The organism is uncultured Mucilaginibacter sp. (assembly GCF_903893715.1).
Lineage (GTDB): Bacteria > Bacteroidota > Bacteroidia > Sphingobacteriales > Sphingobacteriaceae > Mucilaginibacter.
The window spans coordinates 31,492-47,695 of the sequence record NZ_CAITNG010000119.1; the positions used below are offsets into that span (position 1 = coordinate 31,492).

16 protein-coding genes are annotated in these 16,204 nt (G+C 43.7%); 3 read left to right on the forward strand and 13 right to left on the reverse strand.

Features of this window, described 5'->3' with window-relative positions:
* Window positions 1-6: 6 nt before the first annotated feature.
* The 7 genes from QZX97_RS13645 to QZX97_RS13675 form a co-directional block, all read right to left on the reverse strand.
* Window positions 7-669, reverse strand: a complete 663-nt coding sequence (locus QZX97_RS13645; RefSeq protein WP_295647898.1) for a CBS domain-containing protein — start codon at window positions 667-669, stop codon at window positions 7-9.
* Window positions 670-1,431, reverse strand: a complete 762-nt coding sequence (locus tag QZX97_RS13650; RefSeq protein ID WP_295647900.1) for an alpha/beta hydrolase — start codon at window positions 1,429-1,431, stop codon at window positions 670-672. It abuts the gene before it with no gap.
* Window positions 1,432-1,554: 123 nt separating this feature from the next.
* On the reverse strand, window positions 1,555-2,004 hold the full coding sequence (locus QZX97_RS13655) for a GatB/YqeY domain-containing protein (protein WP_295647903.1): 450 nt from the start codon (window positions 2,002-2,004) through the stop codon (window positions 1,555-1,557).
* Window positions 2,005-2,064: 60 nt separating this feature from the next.
* Window positions 2,065-2,826: an SDR family NAD(P)-dependent oxidoreductase gene (locus tag QZX97_RS13660; RefSeq protein ID WP_295647906.1), complete on the reverse strand. Its 762-nt coding sequence runs from the start codon at window positions 2,824-2,826 to the stop codon at window positions 2,065-2,067.
* A gap of 50 nt (window positions 2,827-2,876) precedes the next feature.
* Window positions 2,877-3,611 (reverse strand): outer membrane beta-barrel protein, encoded by a 735-nt coding sequence (locus QZX97_RS13665; protein ID WP_295647909.1) that lies wholly within the window; start codon window positions 3,609-3,611, stop codon window positions 2,877-2,879.
* Complete coding sequence (gene ubiE, locus QZX97_RS13670) at window positions 3,608-4,339, reverse strand: bifunctional demethylmenaquinone methyltransferase/2-methoxy-6-polyprenyl-1,4-benzoquinol methylase UbiE (RefSeq protein ID WP_295647910.1); 732 nt, start codon at window positions 4,337-4,339, stop codon at window positions 3,608-3,610. Before ubiE ends, QZX97_RS13665 begins: the two co-directional genes overlap by 4 nt.
* 112 nt (window positions 4,340-4,451) lie before the next feature.
* Complete coding sequence (locus QZX97_RS13675) at window positions 4,452-4,940, reverse strand: VOC family protein (protein ID WP_295647913.1); 489 nt, start codon at window positions 4,938-4,940, stop codon at window positions 4,452-4,454.
* A 52-nt stretch (window positions 4,941-4,992) separates the two neighbouring features.
* Here QZX97_RS13675 and yihA point away from each other — a divergent pair, with 52 nt between their 5' ends.
* Together yihA and QZX97_RS13685 are read left to right on the forward strand one after the other, a co-directional pair.
* Window positions 4,993-5,637: a ribosome biogenesis GTP-binding protein YihA/YsxC gene (gene yihA, locus QZX97_RS13680; RefSeq protein WP_295647915.1), complete on the forward strand. Its 645-nt coding sequence runs from the start codon at window positions 4,993-4,995 to the stop codon at window positions 5,635-5,637.
* On the forward strand, window positions 5,634-6,491 hold the full coding sequence (locus QZX97_RS13685) for a UbiA-like polyprenyltransferase (protein ID WP_295647916.1): 858 nt from the start codon (window positions 5,634-5,636) through the stop codon (window positions 6,489-6,491). The genes yihA and QZX97_RS13685 overlap by 4 nt, the downstream gene beginning before the upstream one ends.
* A gap of 64 nt (window positions 6,492-6,555) precedes the next feature.
* On the opposite strand, the gene QZX97_RS13690 is transcribed toward QZX97_RS13685, so the two are convergent.
* Both QZX97_RS13690 and QZX97_RS13695 read right to left on the reverse strand, forming a co-directional pair.
* On the reverse strand, window positions 6,556-9,615 hold the full coding sequence (locus QZX97_RS13690) for a DUF2723 domain-containing protein (RefSeq protein ID WP_295647919.1): 3,060 nt from the start codon (window positions 9,613-9,615) through the stop codon (window positions 6,556-6,558).
* A gap of 46 nt (window positions 9,616-9,661) precedes the next feature.
* The gene (locus tag QZX97_RS13695; protein WP_295647921.1) at window positions 9,662-10,033 is read right to left on the reverse strand and encodes a twin-arginine translocase TatA/TatE family subunit; all 372 of its coding nucleotides are present in this window, start codon (window positions 10,031-10,033) and stop codon (window positions 9,662-9,664) included.
* Between the two features lie 292 nt (window positions 10,034-10,325).
* Between QZX97_RS13695 and QZX97_RS13700 the strand changes: the two genes are divergently transcribed.
* Window positions 10,326-11,633: a divalent metal cation transporter gene (locus QZX97_RS13700; protein ID WP_295647924.1), complete on the forward strand. Its 1,308-nt coding sequence runs from the start codon at window positions 10,326-10,328 to the stop codon at window positions 11,631-11,633.
* A 16-nt stretch (window positions 11,634-11,649) separates the two neighbouring features.
* Here the strand turns inward: QZX97_RS13700 and QZX97_RS13705 are convergent, their stop codons facing one another.
* From QZX97_RS13705 to QZX97_RS13720, 4 genes are all read right to left on the reverse strand, one after another.
* Entirely contained in the window at window positions 11,650-12,729 is a 1,080-nt protein-coding gene (locus QZX97_RS13705) for a fatty acid desaturase (RefSeq protein ID WP_295647927.1), read from the reverse strand.
* A 124-nt stretch (window positions 12,730-12,853) separates the two neighbouring features.
* Window positions 12,854-13,858 (reverse strand): hypothetical protein, encoded by a 1,005-nt coding sequence (locus tag QZX97_RS13710; protein WP_295647930.1) that lies wholly within the window; start codon window positions 13,856-13,858, stop codon window positions 12,854-12,856.
* 54 nt (window positions 13,859-13,912) lie between these two features.
* Complete coding sequence (locus tag QZX97_RS13715) at window positions 13,913-15,166, reverse strand: HAMP domain-containing sensor histidine kinase (protein WP_295647933.1); 1,254 nt, start codon at window positions 15,164-15,166, stop codon at window positions 13,913-13,915.
* Window positions 15,163-15,840: a response regulator transcription factor gene (locus QZX97_RS13720; protein ID WP_295647935.1), complete on the reverse strand. Its 678-nt coding sequence runs from the start codon at window positions 15,838-15,840 to the stop codon at window positions 15,163-15,165. The genes QZX97_RS13715 and QZX97_RS13720 overlap by 4 nt, the downstream gene beginning before the upstream one ends.
* Window positions 15,841-16,204 lie beyond the last annotated feature (364 nt).

Genomic DNA, 16,204 nt, shown 5'->3' on the forward strand with positions numbered 1-16,204 from the left:
GGCAATTTATATATTGAGGTAATTCATAAACGAATCATACCGGTTCATCGAGTCATCATCAACCGGAGTAAAGTTAAAAGTAGCCTTTACGGTATAGTTGTATCGTAAAAAGGCAGCTACTATGCCCGATATATCCTGTTTGTTTACTTTTAAGGTAACCTCCAAACGGGTCGAATCAGGAAATGAGCGGATGTACGAGCTAAGCACCTGTGCATTGTCCGACTCTACAATCTGTGCCATATGCGCCAGCGAGTTGTTACGGTTGCTTATTTCGAGTACGATAATGCCACCAGGCTCAGCCACCGAAGTAATACGCGCAAAGTATTCGTTCATACTATTTAACGAAATAAGACCCAAATAGTCCTTCTTTGCATCCAAAACAGGTACAACCGTCAATTGGCGCTCATAAAATAACCTGATTACATCGTAAATGTGCTGATTCTCAAAAACGTAGGGGTTTACCAACGACAAGGATACCGAACCGATAGCTAATGTATAGTCGGTGGTTTCAATCAGGTCGTCTTCCGACACGAGGCCCAAAAACTGGTTCTCGTTCACTATCGGCAAGTGCCTCACCTTAAACTCTGTCATCCGGTCAACAACCTGTTGTATCGTAGCCGAAGTACGAACCGCAGGAATGATGTCGGATATGAGTTCAATGGCTAACATCTATACTTTTATTTTTTCTAAAAATCCTTTTAATACCTGGTTAAATTCCAATGGCCGCTCCATCATGGGCGCGTGGCCGCATTGGTCAATCCAATGCAATTCCGAGTCGGGCAATAACCGGTGAAACTCCTCAGCCACCTCCGGCGGCGTTATTTTATCGTTTCTGCCCCAAATTAACAATACGGGTATTTCTATTTTGTGCAGGTCCTTACCCATATTGTGCCTGATGGCCGATTTTGCCATCGCCAAAATTCGTATCACCTTATGCCTGTCGTTCACCGTTTGGAAAACTTCGTCAATCAATTCCTTGGTTGCCGTTCTCGGATCGTAAAATGTATATTCTACCTTTTCTTTTACAAAATCATAGCTTTCGCGGCGCGGGAATGTGCCACCAAAAGAATTTTCGTACAACCCCGAACTCCCGGTCAACACCAACGACCGTACATGCTCCGGGTGCGATAAACAATAAATCAACCCAACATGGCCGCCCAACGAGTTTCCCAACAGGCAAACCTGATCCAACTCCATGTGGTTGATGAACTTATTAACGTATTTAGCCAGGCTTTTTACACCTGTAGTCAACAGCGGCAGATCGTAAATAGGCAGCATCGGTATAATAACCCGGTACTCTTTGCTAAACTCCTCCACCACATCTTGCCAGTTGCTCAAAGCGCCCATCAGGCCATGCAACAACAACAGAACTTCGCCTTCGCCCTCGTCGATATAACTAAAACCGTTTTCATCTTTAAGCACGAAATCCATATAAATTATCGGTGTTTTTTGTGTGTTTAAAATTATATGCCGTTGTAAAAAGCGGCACGCAAATAAAATTGCCCGCCATAAAAATAGTTTATTGCAACGGAGTTACAACAAATTATTAATTATTTAACTCAGTAAGCGCTTCACCACTTCCGATATGGTTTTGCCGTCGGCCTTGCCCGCCAGCTCTTTGTTTGCCGCGCCGATTACCTTGCCCATGTCTTTTACCGATGCGGCGCCGGTACTGATAATCAGTTGTTTCACCACTCGTTCAATGTCGGCAATATCCATTTGCTTAGGCAAATATAATTCTATTACCTCCAGCTCTTCCATCTCTATTTTGTACAAGTCTTCGCGGTTTTGCGCCTTGTATATATCCGACGATTCTTTGCGTTGTTTAACAAGCTTTTGCAAAACTTTGATCTCCGCTTCTTCCGTCAATACATCCGAAGCACCTTTTTCTGTACGTGCCAACAATAACGCGGCCTTTACTGCACGCAACGCGCGCAAATTGGCCTCCTGTTTGGCCAACATAGCTTTCTTAATATCCTGGTCTATTGTTTCGATTAGTGACATCTTCTGAGTTATTTGTTTTTTTGTCCATGGTCCGTGGACTATAGACCATGGACTTATTTTCTAAACTTTCCTGTTAAATACCGTAGCATTTGCTTGTTGCGTCGGCATAATGATGAGCTCGTTAATGTTCACATGCGCCGGCCGTGATGCCGCGAACCATATCGTTTCGGCTATATCTTCAGCAACCAAAGGCACAATGCCCTCGTAAACTTTTTTTACCCTTTCCGTATCCCCCTTAAAGCGTATCAGCGAGAACTCGGTCTCCACCGCGCCCGGGTGTATGGCCGTAACTTTTATGCCATAAGTAAGCAAATCAAACCGCATGCCTTTGCTCAAAAAATCCACAGCCGCTTTTGTGGCACAATACACATGGCCGTTGGCATAAATTTCTTTTCCCGCAATCGAACCCAGATTAATAATATGACCTGAACCGTTGCTTATCATCCAGTTAGCCACTACTTTACTCACGTAAAGCAAACCTTTAACATTGGTATCTATCATCAGGTCCCAGTCTTCGTATAAACCGCTTTGCACCGGGTCGAGGCCTTTGCTTAAACCGGCGTTGTTGATCAGTACATCCACCTTTTTCCAACCATCGGGCAAGCTTTCCAGTTTGCTTACCACAGCGTTTTTATCGGTAACATCAAACTCCAGGGTCAATACCTCAACACCATACTTTTCGGTAATTTCTTTCGATAGTTTTTCCAAGCGTTCAGTGCGGCGGCCGGTCAGTACCAGATTATATTTTTCGCGGGCAAAGGTGTGTGCACAGGCTTCGCCTATCCCGGCGGTGGCTCCTGTTATGAGTACAATTTTAGACATGAGTGCTTTATACGCCACGAAGTTAAGTTTTTTTGCTTAATTGGCTTCGATTATTCAAAATAGATGGTAAAAACCAAAGTATGCAAAAACAAGGAATCCAATGGTTTTGAGTATGGATTATTGCCCGTGGCCAGTATATTGCCAAACGAATTTGATATCTTAAACTCGGGCGAAAACTTAAAATATTCAAAGTAAATGTCCATACCTATACCTGCTTCATACGATGCGTACCCCCTATTGGTAACCACCATTTTATCCAGCGGCGATAGGTTAGGGTCTTCGGCAGGTATTTTACTGATGCCGTACGAATACTTTACGCCACCCAGCAAATAAGCCCTAAAGTTGACAATGCGGTCGGATTTTATTTTTAACGATAGCGGCACCTCCACCAGCGAAGCGTTTACCTGCTTAAAAGTCTGTGTGGCGCTGTTGATGTATTGATAGATGAGTGTTCGGTCGGTAAATGATAGCGACGGTGTTGTGCGTACTTCCAGGTTGTCGGTTATCCGGTACCGGGCAACAAAACCAACACCAAAACCTTGCGTTGAGGCCGTGCTGATGCTCGACAGTGAGTCGGTTACGTTCGACTTGGAGCCCGTATCATAGTAGGGAGTTCTCCAATCGGCGGTTTTCAGAATCTTAAAATCGGAGCTTATGTACTGGAACCCGAAACCAAAGCTAATATCCTTTAAATCGGCACCACCACCCCATGCAGGCACCTGGGCCAGCACGCTTTTGCCGCAAAATATGAGGATGAGTAAAGTAAGGTACCGGGTTTTTATCATTTAACACCTGTATATATCGAACAGATACCAAACGCCAAAGGCCTTTGTTTGGTATGTTTAAAGCCTACTTTATCCATTAACGCGATAAAATCCGTACCATCCGGAAAGGCAGCCACCGATTCGGGAAGATAAGCATACGCCCTTGCATCTTTCGAAAACAGCTTACCTATGCCCGGTGTAATATAGTTAAAGTAAAAATTATACAGTTGCTTCACCGGGAAAACACGCGGTTTCGAAAACTCCAGTATAACCGCTTTTCCACCCGGGCGTAACACCCTTTGTATATCGACCAGGCCTTTTTCAAGGTTCTCAAAATTACGTACGCCATAAGCTACGGTAACCGCGTCGAACTCACCGTCCGCAAAAAGCAGTTTTTCCGAATCGCCCATGCGTACCTCAAAACGCTCGCTTAATTGGCGTTTGGCTATTTTCTGGTCGGCAATATCCAACATACCGCGCGAAATATCCACACCGATAATTTTCTTCGGCTTCAATATCTTCAACGATTCGAAAGCGAAATCGCCCGTACCGGTCGCCACATCCAAAATGTATTGGGGTTTATCCGGCTTCAATTCGTTAATGGCCATTTTACGCCAGATAACGTCAATCCCCAGCGACAAAAAATGGTTTAAAAAATCGTACGTTTTCGAAATATTGTTGAACATGTCGGCCACCTGTTCTTTTTTGGTAGCCTGCTCGTTTTGGTAGGGCGTTACAGTTTTGCTCATGGAGCTGCAAAGATAGGAATTTGTTCATAGATCATGGTTCATAGTTCATAGCCACTCTGTGCTATTTCTACTCTTACAATGAACCATGATCTATGAACCATGAACAAAAAGATTACTTCAATTCTGCCAACAAACTATGCACATCCAAACGCTGCGTAAACATCGTCAGGTCGCCGTTCTCGTCTTTTGGCCATTGTTCTTTGGGCCTGTCCCAATACAGTTCCACGCCATTGTGGTCGGGGTCGTCTAAGTAAATGGCTTCCGATACGCCATGGTCCGACATGCCCGTTATCGGGTATTTCTTATCTATCAATCGCTGTAGTATCGCCGCCAGGTCCTTCCTTTCGGGGAATAAGATGGCGGTATGGTATAAACCCGGTGCACGTTCGGGTGCCGGCCCCGATCCTTTACTATGCCATGTGTTCAGCCCTATGTGATGGTGGTACCCCCCTGCCGAAATAAAAGCGGCTTCGGCTCCATATTTCATTACCAGTTCAAACCCCAACACACCGCAATAAAAATCAAGCGATTTCTGTAAATCGCTCACCTTTAAATGCACATGACCAATGCGTGTTGCAGCGGGTATTTTGTAAGTATCCATAATTATATGTTTAAACATCAAATCTACAGCTAAATAATCTTAATTTTGTCAAATGATCATCAAATCGGCCGACTTTATTTGCAGTAATACGCAGGTATCAAAACTACCGCCACCGCTAAAACCGGAATATGCTTTTATTGGCCGCTCAAACGTGGGCAAATCATCGCTCATTAATATGCTTGTCGCGAAGAAAGGTTTAGCAAAAACCTCACAAACACCCGGCAAAACGCAGCTCATCAACCATTTTTTGATCAACGAGAACTGGTACCTGGTTGATTTGCCGGGTTATGGCTACGCCCGTATCTCCAAAAGTAAAAAAGAAGACTGGAACAAATTTATCCGCACGTATTTAAACAAGCGCGAAAGTCTACAGTGTGTGATGGTGTTGATCGACAGCCGGGTTGAACCCCAAAAAATTGACCTCGAATTTTGCAACTGGCTTGGCGAAAAAGGCCTGTCCTTCGTGCTGATATTTACCAAGGCCGACAAGCAATCGCGCGTTAAAACCGACCAAACGGTTGCCGCTTTCCGAAAAGAACTGCTCAAAACCTTCGAAGAAATACCTCAGGTATTCATCACCTCGGCCGAAGAACATACCGGCCGCGAAGAAGTGCTGGCTTTTATTGATTCGATAAATGCTAATTTTGACCCCAAAGCCGCCGCTTTGCTGTTTGAAGATTTTAAAAACTCGATATGAAAAAATACCTTTCATTAGTTACATTTTCGCATACCATTTTTGCCATGCCTTTTGCCTTTATAGGCTTTTTTTTGGCGGTAACCACAACCACCGGCCACCCTTTTGAATGGCAAAAACTTGTGCTCATGGTATTCTGCATGATATCCGCACGCAACTCGGCCATGGCCTTTAACCGTTATCTCGATAAGGATATCGACGCCAAAAACCCCCGCACCAAGGTCCGCGACATACCGGCTGGCAGGTTGACAGCTAATTCGGCACTCATTTTTACATTGATTAACTGCGCCATTTTTATAACCCTCACTTGGTTTATTAATCACCTATGTTTTTACCTCTCACCCATAGCATTGTTTGTTGTTTTAGGATATAGCTTTACCAAACGCTTTACGGCGCTTTGCCATATGGTGCTGGGCTTGGGGCTGTCGCTTGCCCCCATTGGCGCTTATTTGGTGGTAACGGGAGCATTTGCGTTGCTGCCTATCTTCTTCTCGCTATCAGTATTATGCTGGGTAAGCGGGTTTGATATTATTTATGCCTTACAGGATGAGGATTTTGACCGCGCAGAAAACCTCCATTCCATACCCGCCTGGCTCGGAAAAGTAAACGCTCTGCGCTTATCAAGTGTGTTGCATGTTCTGTCGGCCATCTTTATCGTATTGCCGGCCGTGTTCACTGTAGTGGGATGGCCTTATTATGTCGGGATAGCGTTCTTTTGCGCCATGCTGATTTATCAACACAGTTTGGTTAGGCCAAACGACCTTAGCCGCGTAAACTTTGCATTCATGACCACCAACGGTATTGCAAGTGTTGTTTTTGCCGTGTTCTTTTTGATTGACAGGCTTTGGGTGAAATAAAAAAATCCATATCGGTCCGCAAGGGTTTAAACCTTAACGGACCGATATGGATGTATAAATAGGATTAACGGCTTCCTATCAGGCTCGAAAACTTGACTTTGTAATCGTTAAACTGCGCTTCAAACTTTTTGTGCAGCGCTGTTTGATGGTATCTGTCGGTTACCTGCACCATATCGTTCAAGGTAGATAGTCCACCTTGCAGATCGTGTTGGTTTAATCCTTCGCCGTTCTTTTCCTGCAGCAGGTAGCTGTTATAATTCAGCTGGTCAACCAGATAAGTATCAACACTGTTCAGTATTTTATTGGCCAACACCGGATTGTTTACCTGATAAGCCATTTGTGCCAAATAGTTTTTAACATAGGCTTCTTCAATATCAGGGTAAATATCGGGCATCACTTCGTCATAGCGTTGCATTACCTTAGCGGCAAGGTCGGGATGGCCTTCCTGTACCAGGCTCTGGGCAAGGTTACCAAAAAGCTTCAATATCAACGGGTAGAACATCGTGGTCGACTCATGGTCCAAATAACGGGCGTTCTTCATATTGCCCCATTTAAACTTGTTCATCACGTTATCGTACATCACTAGTGTGTTCGATTTTTCCAATTGCTGCGCCCTTGCCGCAGTATCAACCTTGTAAGGCATCAAATGATAGGCAAAACCCTCTTTATACAGGTATTTGTCAAGGCCCATCATATTTTCTGTACCAACAGTAATGGCAAAATAAACCGGACGTTTCCACTCATTGTGTGCCAAAATATCCATCATGGCCAAATTATCCTTGGTTACATAGTTCGACGCATATTTCCATTCCATTACTTTGGCAATACTGTCTTTTTGCGATGCCGGTATAACGCCGTTTTTGATTACAGCGTCAGCATTCACCGTCATCTTAAAGTTTTTGGTAGGCAAATAATTCTCTTTGTCGCCGGGCTCGTATTCTACTTTGGTACGTTCATCGTCGGATGTTAGAAAATCAAATACATCCTTTAACTCTATCGCACCGGGCACTTTGGCATCGTTGTAATAAATGATATCTCTTACACCCAATTCAAATTTCTCGTCGGGCATGGTAATCGGCAACGGTTCAGAAGCGTTCATTTTGTGCTTCATGCCACGTATGTACCAATCGGTACCCAATAAGCTCAAGTTGACAATGCGCACATCGGGCCTTATGCCCTCAACCTCCTGGTCGTACCATAACGAGTAAGTATCGTTATCACCATACGTAAACAAAATAGCGTTTGGCGCGCACGAGTTAAGGTAATTATAAGCCATATCGTGCGGTGTATATTTTGTCGACCTGTCGTGCGCTTTCCACTCTTTGCTGGCCAATAATACTGGCGCTATCAGTAAACATATTCCTGTAGCCACAATACCGCCAACTTTGGGGTCTATCTTTTTAATGGCCAAACCAATCAGGTCGGCTACGCCCAAAACGCCCAGCCCTATCCATATCGCGAAAGCATAAAAAGACCCCACGTACGAGTAATCACGCTCGCGCGGTTGCATAGGCGATTGGTTGAGGTAAAGCACAATGGCCAATCCCATAAAAAAGTACAACAAAGCCACAATGGCCGCATCGCGTTTGTTTTTCCGGAAATGGTAAATGGCGCCTATCAGGCCCAATATCAAAGGCAAAGCATATAACGGGGTATAGGTGTTGCCGTGCAATGTAGTTTGGGGCAGGTGCGCCCATTTGTCGGTTATGCCCGATGTCCAGTTGCCATCCAACGCAACAGTGCTGGCTTGCCCGTCCATATCGTTATAACGGCCAACAAAATTCCATAAAAAGTACCTGAAATACATCTGGTATATCTGCCAGCCAAACATGAATTTTATGTTATCGGCAAACTCGGCATTTTGACCTTCTGCAATATGCAACCAGTCTTTATAAAACTGCGGATGGTCGCCTTCCTGATCGTATATACGAGGTAAAAAGGTATTGCGGGTATACGGAATGCTATATTTACGGCTGGCTTCTTCGTATTTGGTTTTACCTTTACGGTAAATGATCGTCCCGCTGTTCCTTAATTCAGCTGCACTATCAGCCGACATCCTTACCTGCTCCGCATCAAAATATTGCCCGTACAACAACGGCCTGTCGCCGTATTGATCACGGTTCAAATAGCTCAGCATAGTAAAGGCGTTATCTGGGGCAGTGTTGTTCAAATCCGGGTCGGCCTTTGCCCTGATAATGATCATGGCGAACGAACTGTACCCTATATAAATAAACACCACGCATAAAAAGGCCAGGTTAAGGGTGGCTTTATTTTTAAGGATGGAATAACGGATACCGTAAACCAATGCAGCTATCAGGATGATAAAGAAGAAGATGGCACCACTGCCAAAACCCATCCCAAATGTGTTAACAAACAACAAATCGAAATAAGCTGCAAACTTCACAGTATACTGTATCAGGCCGAATTGAATGAGGCCCAATACGCCAATACCGCAAAACAACGCGATGATGGTGCTTTTTGTGGTGATGTTTTGATACCTGCGGAAATAATACACCAACGCGATGGCCGGTATAGTCAACAAGTTTAGCAAGTGGATACCGATGGACAGACCTATAACATAGGCGATAAAGATGATCCAGCGGTCGGCACCGGGTTCGTCGGCGTGGGCATCCCATTTCATGATAGCCCAAATTACCAAAGCGGTACATAACGATGACCAGGCGAACACGATGGTTTCAACAGCCGAAAACCAAAAGGTATCGGTATAAATAAAAGCCAACGCCCCTACCAAACCCGAGCCCATAATCAAAATGGTTTGCGTTTGATCGGCAACTTCGCCACGTTTAACCAATAATTTTTTGGCCATGGCAGTGATGATCCAAAACAAGAGCATAATAGCTGTTGCGCTGGCTAAAGCCGAACCCATATTGGTAAAAAACGGCACCTTGGCATTGTTGCCCATGGATAGCAGCGAAAATGCCTTGCCAATCATGGCAAACAGCGGATAACCCGGCTGGTGCGAAATTTGCAAACGGAACGCGCACGAGATAAACTCGCCGCAATCCCAAAAACTAACCGAAGGCTCTAATGTTAAAATGTAGGTAACTGACGCTGTTAAAAAACAAAGCCAGCCCAATAGATTGTTTATCTTGTTGTATTGCATGGCTTTAAGAAATAAGGAATATCATGTTTAGGTTATGGTTTACTTTTTATAAAGGCGTTTCGCGCGGGTGGGTTGCAGCCTGCGAAGTGGTATCGGGTGCCGGGGCGGTTGGTGCTGCCGGGTCTGTATGGAAATTGGTGTCTTGTACAGGTGTAGCACCTGGATGGTTTACCGGTGCCGATGGATCAGGCGTCAACGCGGCACTTGGCGGTGGAACATCTTTCCTTTCGGTTTCTTTGTTTATCTGCTCCTGGATATCCCTTTTTACACCTTCCGAAGCATCTTTGAACTCACGTATCCCTTGTCCTAAGCCTTTGGCCAATTCGGGCAGCTTTTTGCCGCCGAACAATACCAATGCCACCAACATGATAATGAGCGTATCCTGACCACTGAAAAACAACAACATTGAACTTAACATAACAGTAGATTTTAAATTAAACATTAAACCGGCCCGTCTCAAGGCCTTTAACAATGTGCAAAGATATGCTAAAAAACAAAGTATCCGAATTGGATATAAATTTTGAAAAGCCCTTTTGCAATTGCCCCGTAAAATTTAAATGATGAACAAATATAACTGCATGCATCTTAATAAATGTTAAATAATGATAGTTTAACAGTTTTTAACATCATATCACCTTTTTAACCACAATTATCAGTTATTTAAAACAAATCCCTTAGTTTTATCTTATATCTCAATATTTGCGCGATACATGAAACCAGAGGAAACTCCAAAACCCAAAAGAAGTAAACTGCTACGCTATTTTAGCCTGTTGGGACCCGGTTTGGTTACCGGCGCTGCCGACGACGACCCTTCGGGCATAGCTACCTACTCGCAAACAGGTGCGCAGTTTGGCTACGGTCAATTGTGGACAGCCCTGTTTATGCTGCCTTTTATGACGGCCGTACAGGAAGCCTGCGCACGCATAGGGATGGTTACCGGTATGGGCATAGCCGCCGTTGTAAAAACACATTATAGCAAAACGGTATTATATGCGGTTGTCGCGCTGGTAGTTATTGCCAACGTCATCAATATCGGTGCCGATATTGGTGCCATGGCAGCAGCTGCCCAGTTGTTGGTGCCATTGCCTTTTATTGCGCTTACTTTGTTTTTTACCGCGTCCATCTTGCTGCTCGAAATTTTTACCAATTACAAAATATATTCAAAAATTTTAAAGTGGCTGGCCCTAACTTTGCTGGCCTACCCGTTAACGCTCTTTATTGTACATCAACCTTGGGGCACCATATTAAAAGCATCGGTGATACCTCATTTTGAGTTCTCTTTCGCGTTCTTGTTTATTATCACCGGGGTATTGGGCACTACCATATCGCCTTATATGTTTTTTTGGGAAGCATCGCAGGAGGTTGAAGAACAAAAAGAAAACAAACTGGTGAACGATGTTACCGGCGGCCCAATCGTAAGCTGGACCTATATACGCCGCATGCGGTTCGATAATAACTTCGGGATGATTTTTTCGGAGTTTGCTACCTGGAGTATTATTGTTGTTGCCGCTACCGTTTTGCATAACAGCGGCGTAACCGACATCAAAACCGCTGCCGATGCCGCCAAAGCGTTGGAACCTCTGGTGCACAGTTTCCCGCATGCGGGTTTTTTGGCAAAACTCATTTTTTCTGTGGGCATTATGGGTCTTGGTCTATTGGCCATCCCTGTATTATCAGGTTCAGCATCGTATGCCGTTTGCGAAGCTTTTAACTGGCGGGCCAGTCTCAATTATAAGTTAAAAAGGGCACGCGGGTTTTATGGGGTAATTATTGCCGCCACTGTGGTGGGATTGTTGATCAATTTCATCGGTATCGACCCGGTTAAGGCCCTGGTATATGCCGCCGTATTAAACGGCGTTGCCGCCGTACCCCTATTGTTTTTGATAGCCAAAATTGCCGCCAGCGACGAGATTATGGGCGAATACAAAAGCAAGGCCTTATCAAAAACTTTGCTTTGGATAACCTTTGTAGCAATGGGTGCAGCCGCGATAGCGATGTTTTATACAGTGCTGAAGTAAAACGCTGTCGCTAATCTTATAACACGTTAGCTGTCACTAATTCTTTTTCAGTTGCCTCCGGTTTTCCGTTCTTACCATCCAAATAAGGCTGGCGGTATTGTGCCATAAACTCCTTTTTTGAGTCGCGGTACGATGTTACGGCTCCTATCATACTTAAGAATTTGATATAGTACCAGGCAAAATCAATTTGATGAGCCATAAAGCCTGACCGGGCGCTTTTAGGATAAAGGTGATGATTATTATGCCACTCCCCAGCTACAAAACCCGGCCATAGTTGGTTTATCGACATATCGTTGCGGTTGTAATCCACCCCGTCTTTGCGTTTGTCTTTACCCTGACCATGCCCGTCGTAATTAAAGGTGCGCACACCGATGGCCCAAAAACCTGCAGCGCCAAACAAGGTGCAGGCTAAGGCATGCCCGCCAAGCAGGTAAAATATGCCATACCAAATACCCCAGTTCACTATCCACGATAGTACCGAAGCTACCGGGCACGCCATTGAACCCCATTTTTGGTATTTGGTGTACGAGTTGGTTTTAACCCCCGTATGCTTCATCAGGTTGGCCGCTTTGGCATAATCGGCTTCGCTCAAATCCTGGTTCATGGGCTGGTGGTTTACATCGGCCAAAAAACAGTATAAAAAACCGCCGTTTGCATTGTACGGGTCGCCGGGCTGGTCCGATTTGGCATGGTGCACATGGTGCGAAACCACGTATATTTCTTCGGGTATGATTTGCAACGTGAGGTTATGCGTAACAAACCTCCAAAACTTATTTTTGAACTGATAAGCACCATGTGTGCAATATCGGTGATACCAAATAGTACCATGCGAACCCATAATGATCATGCTGTAAACAAATGCCGCCAGCAACATCCACAAGCTAAAAAACTTGAAGATAAACAGGAAAAAGAAAGGCACAAGGCATATCACTTTGAGCCAGCTAAAAAAGGCAAGCCAGTTTTTGCGGTCCTTAAAAACGTTCAATCGCGAAAAAAACTCAGCGAATATTTGCTTTGGGGTGGGTTTTACCAGGTCTCCGTTTTCGTGCTGCCAACCATAAGCCGGTGGCTGGAGTACATAGTCTAAAAATGCCATTTCGTGTTAATTAGGTAATAATTGATATAACTCGATGGGTTTAATTAGCTATATACTTTGCTAAGGTATAAATAAAAAATGCGCCTTTGTTGTAAGGCGCATTTTTTATTTTGGGTATTATACCCTATTCGGGTTTGTAAACCAAAACTTTAAAAGTACCGGGCATTGGTTTTTTTGTGGTTGGATCCATATCCACAACGCTCAGGTATATTTTGTGTGTCTTGGTATCTAAAGCCAATGTTTTTGCACGAACCTGGGTTGCTAAAGTTTGTGTTACACTGTATTTATCAGCCGATTCTTGTTTGATGATCGTGGTAGTGGCATCGCCATTCGAGCAGAACACCAGTTTGGTCTCCGGATCGTAAGCGACGGCATCAACACCCGCACCTATCGGTAAAGTAACAATTACCTTGCCCGACACGGCATCAACAACAGTAACACCCTTATTTTCGCGGCAAACGCTGAACAGGCGTTGGTTTTTCTCATCCAAAGCAATACCTGTGGGGCCACCGCAAGGTGCAAGCGGGTAATTGGCAACCACTTTCATGGTTTTAGTATCAATTACATTCAGGCTGTTTTTGTCTTCAAGATTATTATAGATTTTACCTTTTCCGTCGGCCACAGCAAACTCCGGCGCACCGCCAAGGTCAATGGTACCAACTTGTTTCAGCGTTACCGGGTCAACTATGGAAGCACTGTTGCTTGATCCGTTGATCACAAATATCTTATCCGAATACGGGTCGTACAAAATGGCATCCGGACCTTTGTTGGTTAAAGGTATGGTAGCAACCTTTTTCAGGGTTTTCAGGTCAAATGCCACGGTAGCTTGGCCGCGCCCATCGCTAATAAAACCCAAATTGTGTTTGGTGGCATAAGCAATGCCGTGTGTGCCCTGCATACCATCAATGGTACCGATAACTGCACCCGTAGCCAGGTCCACAACGTTTACGGCCGTGCCGTGCGAAACAAATAAATGATTGTTGACTTTGTCAATCGAAAGGTAATCGTACCCGCCATCGCCGGGCAGGTCTATCTTTTTATCGAACACATACTTTGTTTGCGCATGCATCAATAGTGGGGCCGCAGTAAGCAATAACACGCCTGCAAGGCATAAAAACACTTTTTTCATAATTTTGGTTTTTTTATTTGTCTGTAAATGTATAGGGTTAATTTTAAGCTATCGTTAATTGTTGAATACAATGGTAAAAATATGGTATGGTGTACTGAACCGGTAACCAAAGCCATACTTATAGTTATCGCAAATTTGCCGGGTAATCGTTAGGCCCAAACCTATTCCTTCGGAGTTTGGCGATTTGTTGAAACGTTTCAATATCTCGTCTTCTACCAATGGGTTTTCCAGGCCGGTGTTTTTGATGATCAACTTTTCTGCATCCAACTGTATCTGGATTTCTCCCTTCACATAATTATGCCTGATGGCATTGCTCAACAGGTTGTTCAACAAAATATCGGCCAGATAGCGGCTAATGTTCAATTTTTTGTCGTGCAGATCAACATGCAGCACTAATTCCTTTTCATGGAACAACTCTTTAAACTGGCTCAGTTTTTCTTCGAGCAAAAGTTTGAAATCAACTTCTTGTTCATCGGTAACCAGGCGGTTTTCAATTTTAACCAGCAACAAAAGCGATTGGTTTAACCTGGTCAACCGGGTAACGGCCCCGTAAACATCGGCCAGCAATTTACTCTGTGTTTCGTTGTACTCCCCTGCCTGTATCAGCGAATCGAGCTTCGAATTGATTACCGCGATAGGCGTCAACAATTCGTGCGATGCATTCTCGGTAAAAGCTTTCAGGTCCTTGTAATCTTTTTTTACACGCACCGACATGGCTTCGACAGCCTTGTTCAGCTCTATAAACTCATCGATTGCTGAATCTGCCCCCCTAATCTCCTTGTTGTCGCTTAACGAAAACAACTTTAACTGGTTCAGCATATTATAAAACGGTTGCCATATCCGGTTCAAAATAAACCTGTTGGTAATAAACAGCACCAACAACAAGAACAGGATGACACCAATAGTGATGATGAAAATAATCCGGATCAAGTCTTCCGTCTCAACTTTCGATTCTACAATGACGATTTTGTGGTAAGTACCGCCGGCTGAAGCCGATATGATCAAAGCCCGCGCCGATTCATATTCATTCTCTTTTTTATTGTAAAAGTCCGTATCTGTATAATGGCGTTTTAATGGTGCGGCAATATCATAAAACGTAACATGCTGATCTTTATAATCTATCGCCGGGGGGAGTTTGTTGTATTGTTTGATGTAATTTAAAATCTCCTGCTGCTCTATCCTGATGTCCTTATCCACCTGGTGGTTCAAAATAAAACTAATGGCACCATAATAAATAATACCCGTTATAAACAATACAACTAATGTTGTGGCAAGGTTGATGCGGTTGTATCTGGTTAAGAGCTTCATTGGTCCGTTAATTTGTATCCCATCCCGTAGGCAGCCTTTATATAATCCTTACAACCTGCTTCCTCCAGTTTTTTCCTTACGTTTTTGATGTGGGAGTATATAAAATCAAAATTGTCGGCAATATCGATCCCATCGCCCCATAAATGTTCGGCTATGGCGTTTTTTGATACCACTTTGCCCTTATTGGCTAAAAAGTATATCAGCAGTGCAAATTCTTTACGGGTAAATTTTACAGTCACGTTGTTCACCTTCACTTCCTTTGCCAAAAGGTCGATATTTATTTCGTTAAAATTAAGGATATTGCTCCCGCCAAACGTCTTACGCCTGACGATGGCCATTACCCTGGCTTTCAATTCCGAAAGGTGAAATGGTTTTACCAGGTAATCATCAGCACCGATATCGAGCCCCTGAAGTTTATCGTCCAAAGAATTTTTTGCCGAAATAATGAGCACACCGGCCGGATCATTACTCTGTTTCAAGTGCTTTAGCAGGTTCAAACCATTGCCGTCGGGCAATGTAATGTCCAGTAAAACACAGTCATAGCTATATAGCTTGATCTTAGCCATAGCCGACATGTAATCTGCCGCCTGTTCACAAATATTGCCCGCTTCCGCAAAGTAATCGGCAATACTTTCACTCAAGCCCCGCTCGTCCTCAATTATCAAAATCTTCATTATGCCATAAATATGTTGCTCTTTTTTGGATAAAAATTGGATTTTTTTAAATTAATGGAAACTAATTGCGCGCTTTACACGTTTAACCACGAAAAACTTTTTTTAATTACTACTTGAAATTAAATGAAAAAAAACATAGATTTGTCTTTTTATCAACATTTAGAATGTTATAAACAATTTTACAAAACGTCTTTTATTAATTCGCTATTAATTAAGGCTGAATAATATACAAAATAAGTTCCCCAACATTTTTGTATATGTTACTTTTTTTTACGCTTTAAACGCAAAACGAAGAAAAAAATCATCTAATAAATGAATTTCAATTAGTCTGGAGTTATTTAGGAGTATACAAAAGCGGATTTTG

Bases quoted from the DNA above. Each gene is read 5' to 3' on its own strand.
- QZX97_RS13645 (WP_295647898.1), bottom strand. From the start codon at position 669: ATGTTAGCCATTGAACTCATATCCGACATCATTCCTGCGGTTCGTACT.
- QZX97_RS13650 (WP_295647900.1), bottom strand. From the start codon at position 1,431: ATGGATTTCGTGCTTAAAGATGAAAACGGTTTTAGTTATATCGACGAG.
- QZX97_RS13655 (WP_295647903.1), bottom strand. From the start codon at position 2,004: ATGTCACTAATCGAAACAATAGACCAGGATATTAAGAAAGCTATGTTG.
- QZX97_RS13660 (WP_295647906.1), bottom strand. From the start codon at position 2,826: ATGTCTAAAATTGTACTCATAACAGGAGCCACCGCCGGGATAGGCGAA.
- QZX97_RS13665 (WP_295647909.1), bottom strand. From the start codon at position 3,611: ATGATAAAAACCCGGTACCTTACTTTACTCATCCTCATATTTTGCGGC.
- ubiE (WP_295647910.1), bottom strand. From the start codon at position 4,339: ATGAGCAAAACTGTAACGCCCTACCAAAACGAGCAGGCTACCAAAAAA.
- QZX97_RS13675 (WP_295647913.1), bottom strand. From the start codon at position 4,940: ATGGATACTTACAAAATACCCGCTGCAACACGCATTGGTCATGTGCAT.
- yihA (WP_295647915.1), top strand. From the start codon at position 4,993: ATGATCATCAAATCGGCCGACTTTATTTGCAGTAATACGCAGGTATCA.
- QZX97_RS13685 (WP_295647916.1), top strand. From the start codon at position 5,634: ATGAAAAAATACCTTTCATTAGTTACATTTTCGCATACCATTTTTGCC.
- QZX97_RS13690 (WP_295647919.1), bottom strand. From the start codon at position 9,615: ATGCAATACAACAAGATAAACAATCTATTGGGCTGGCTTTGTTTTTTA.
- QZX97_RS13695 (WP_295647921.1), bottom strand. From the start codon at position 10,033: ATGTTAAGTTCAATGTTGTTGTTTTTCAGTGGTCAGGATACGCTCATT.
- QZX97_RS13700 (WP_295647924.1), top strand. From the start codon at position 10,326: ATGAAACCAGAGGAAACTCCAAAACCCAAAAGAAGTAAACTGCTACGC.
- QZX97_RS13705 (WP_295647927.1), bottom strand. From the start codon at position 12,729: ATGGCATTTTTAGACTATGTACTCCAGCCACCGGCTTATGGTTGGCAG.
- QZX97_RS13710 (WP_295647930.1), bottom strand. From the start codon at position 13,858: ATGAAAAAAGTGTTTTTATGCCTTGCAGGCGTGTTATTGCTTACTGCG.
- QZX97_RS13715 (WP_295647933.1), bottom strand. From the start codon at position 15,166: ATGAAGCTCTTAACCAGATACAACCGCATCAACCTTGCCACAACATTA.
- QZX97_RS13720 (WP_295647935.1), bottom strand. From the start codon at position 15,840: ATGAAGATTTTGATAATTGAGGACGAGCGGGGCTTGAGTGAAAGTATT.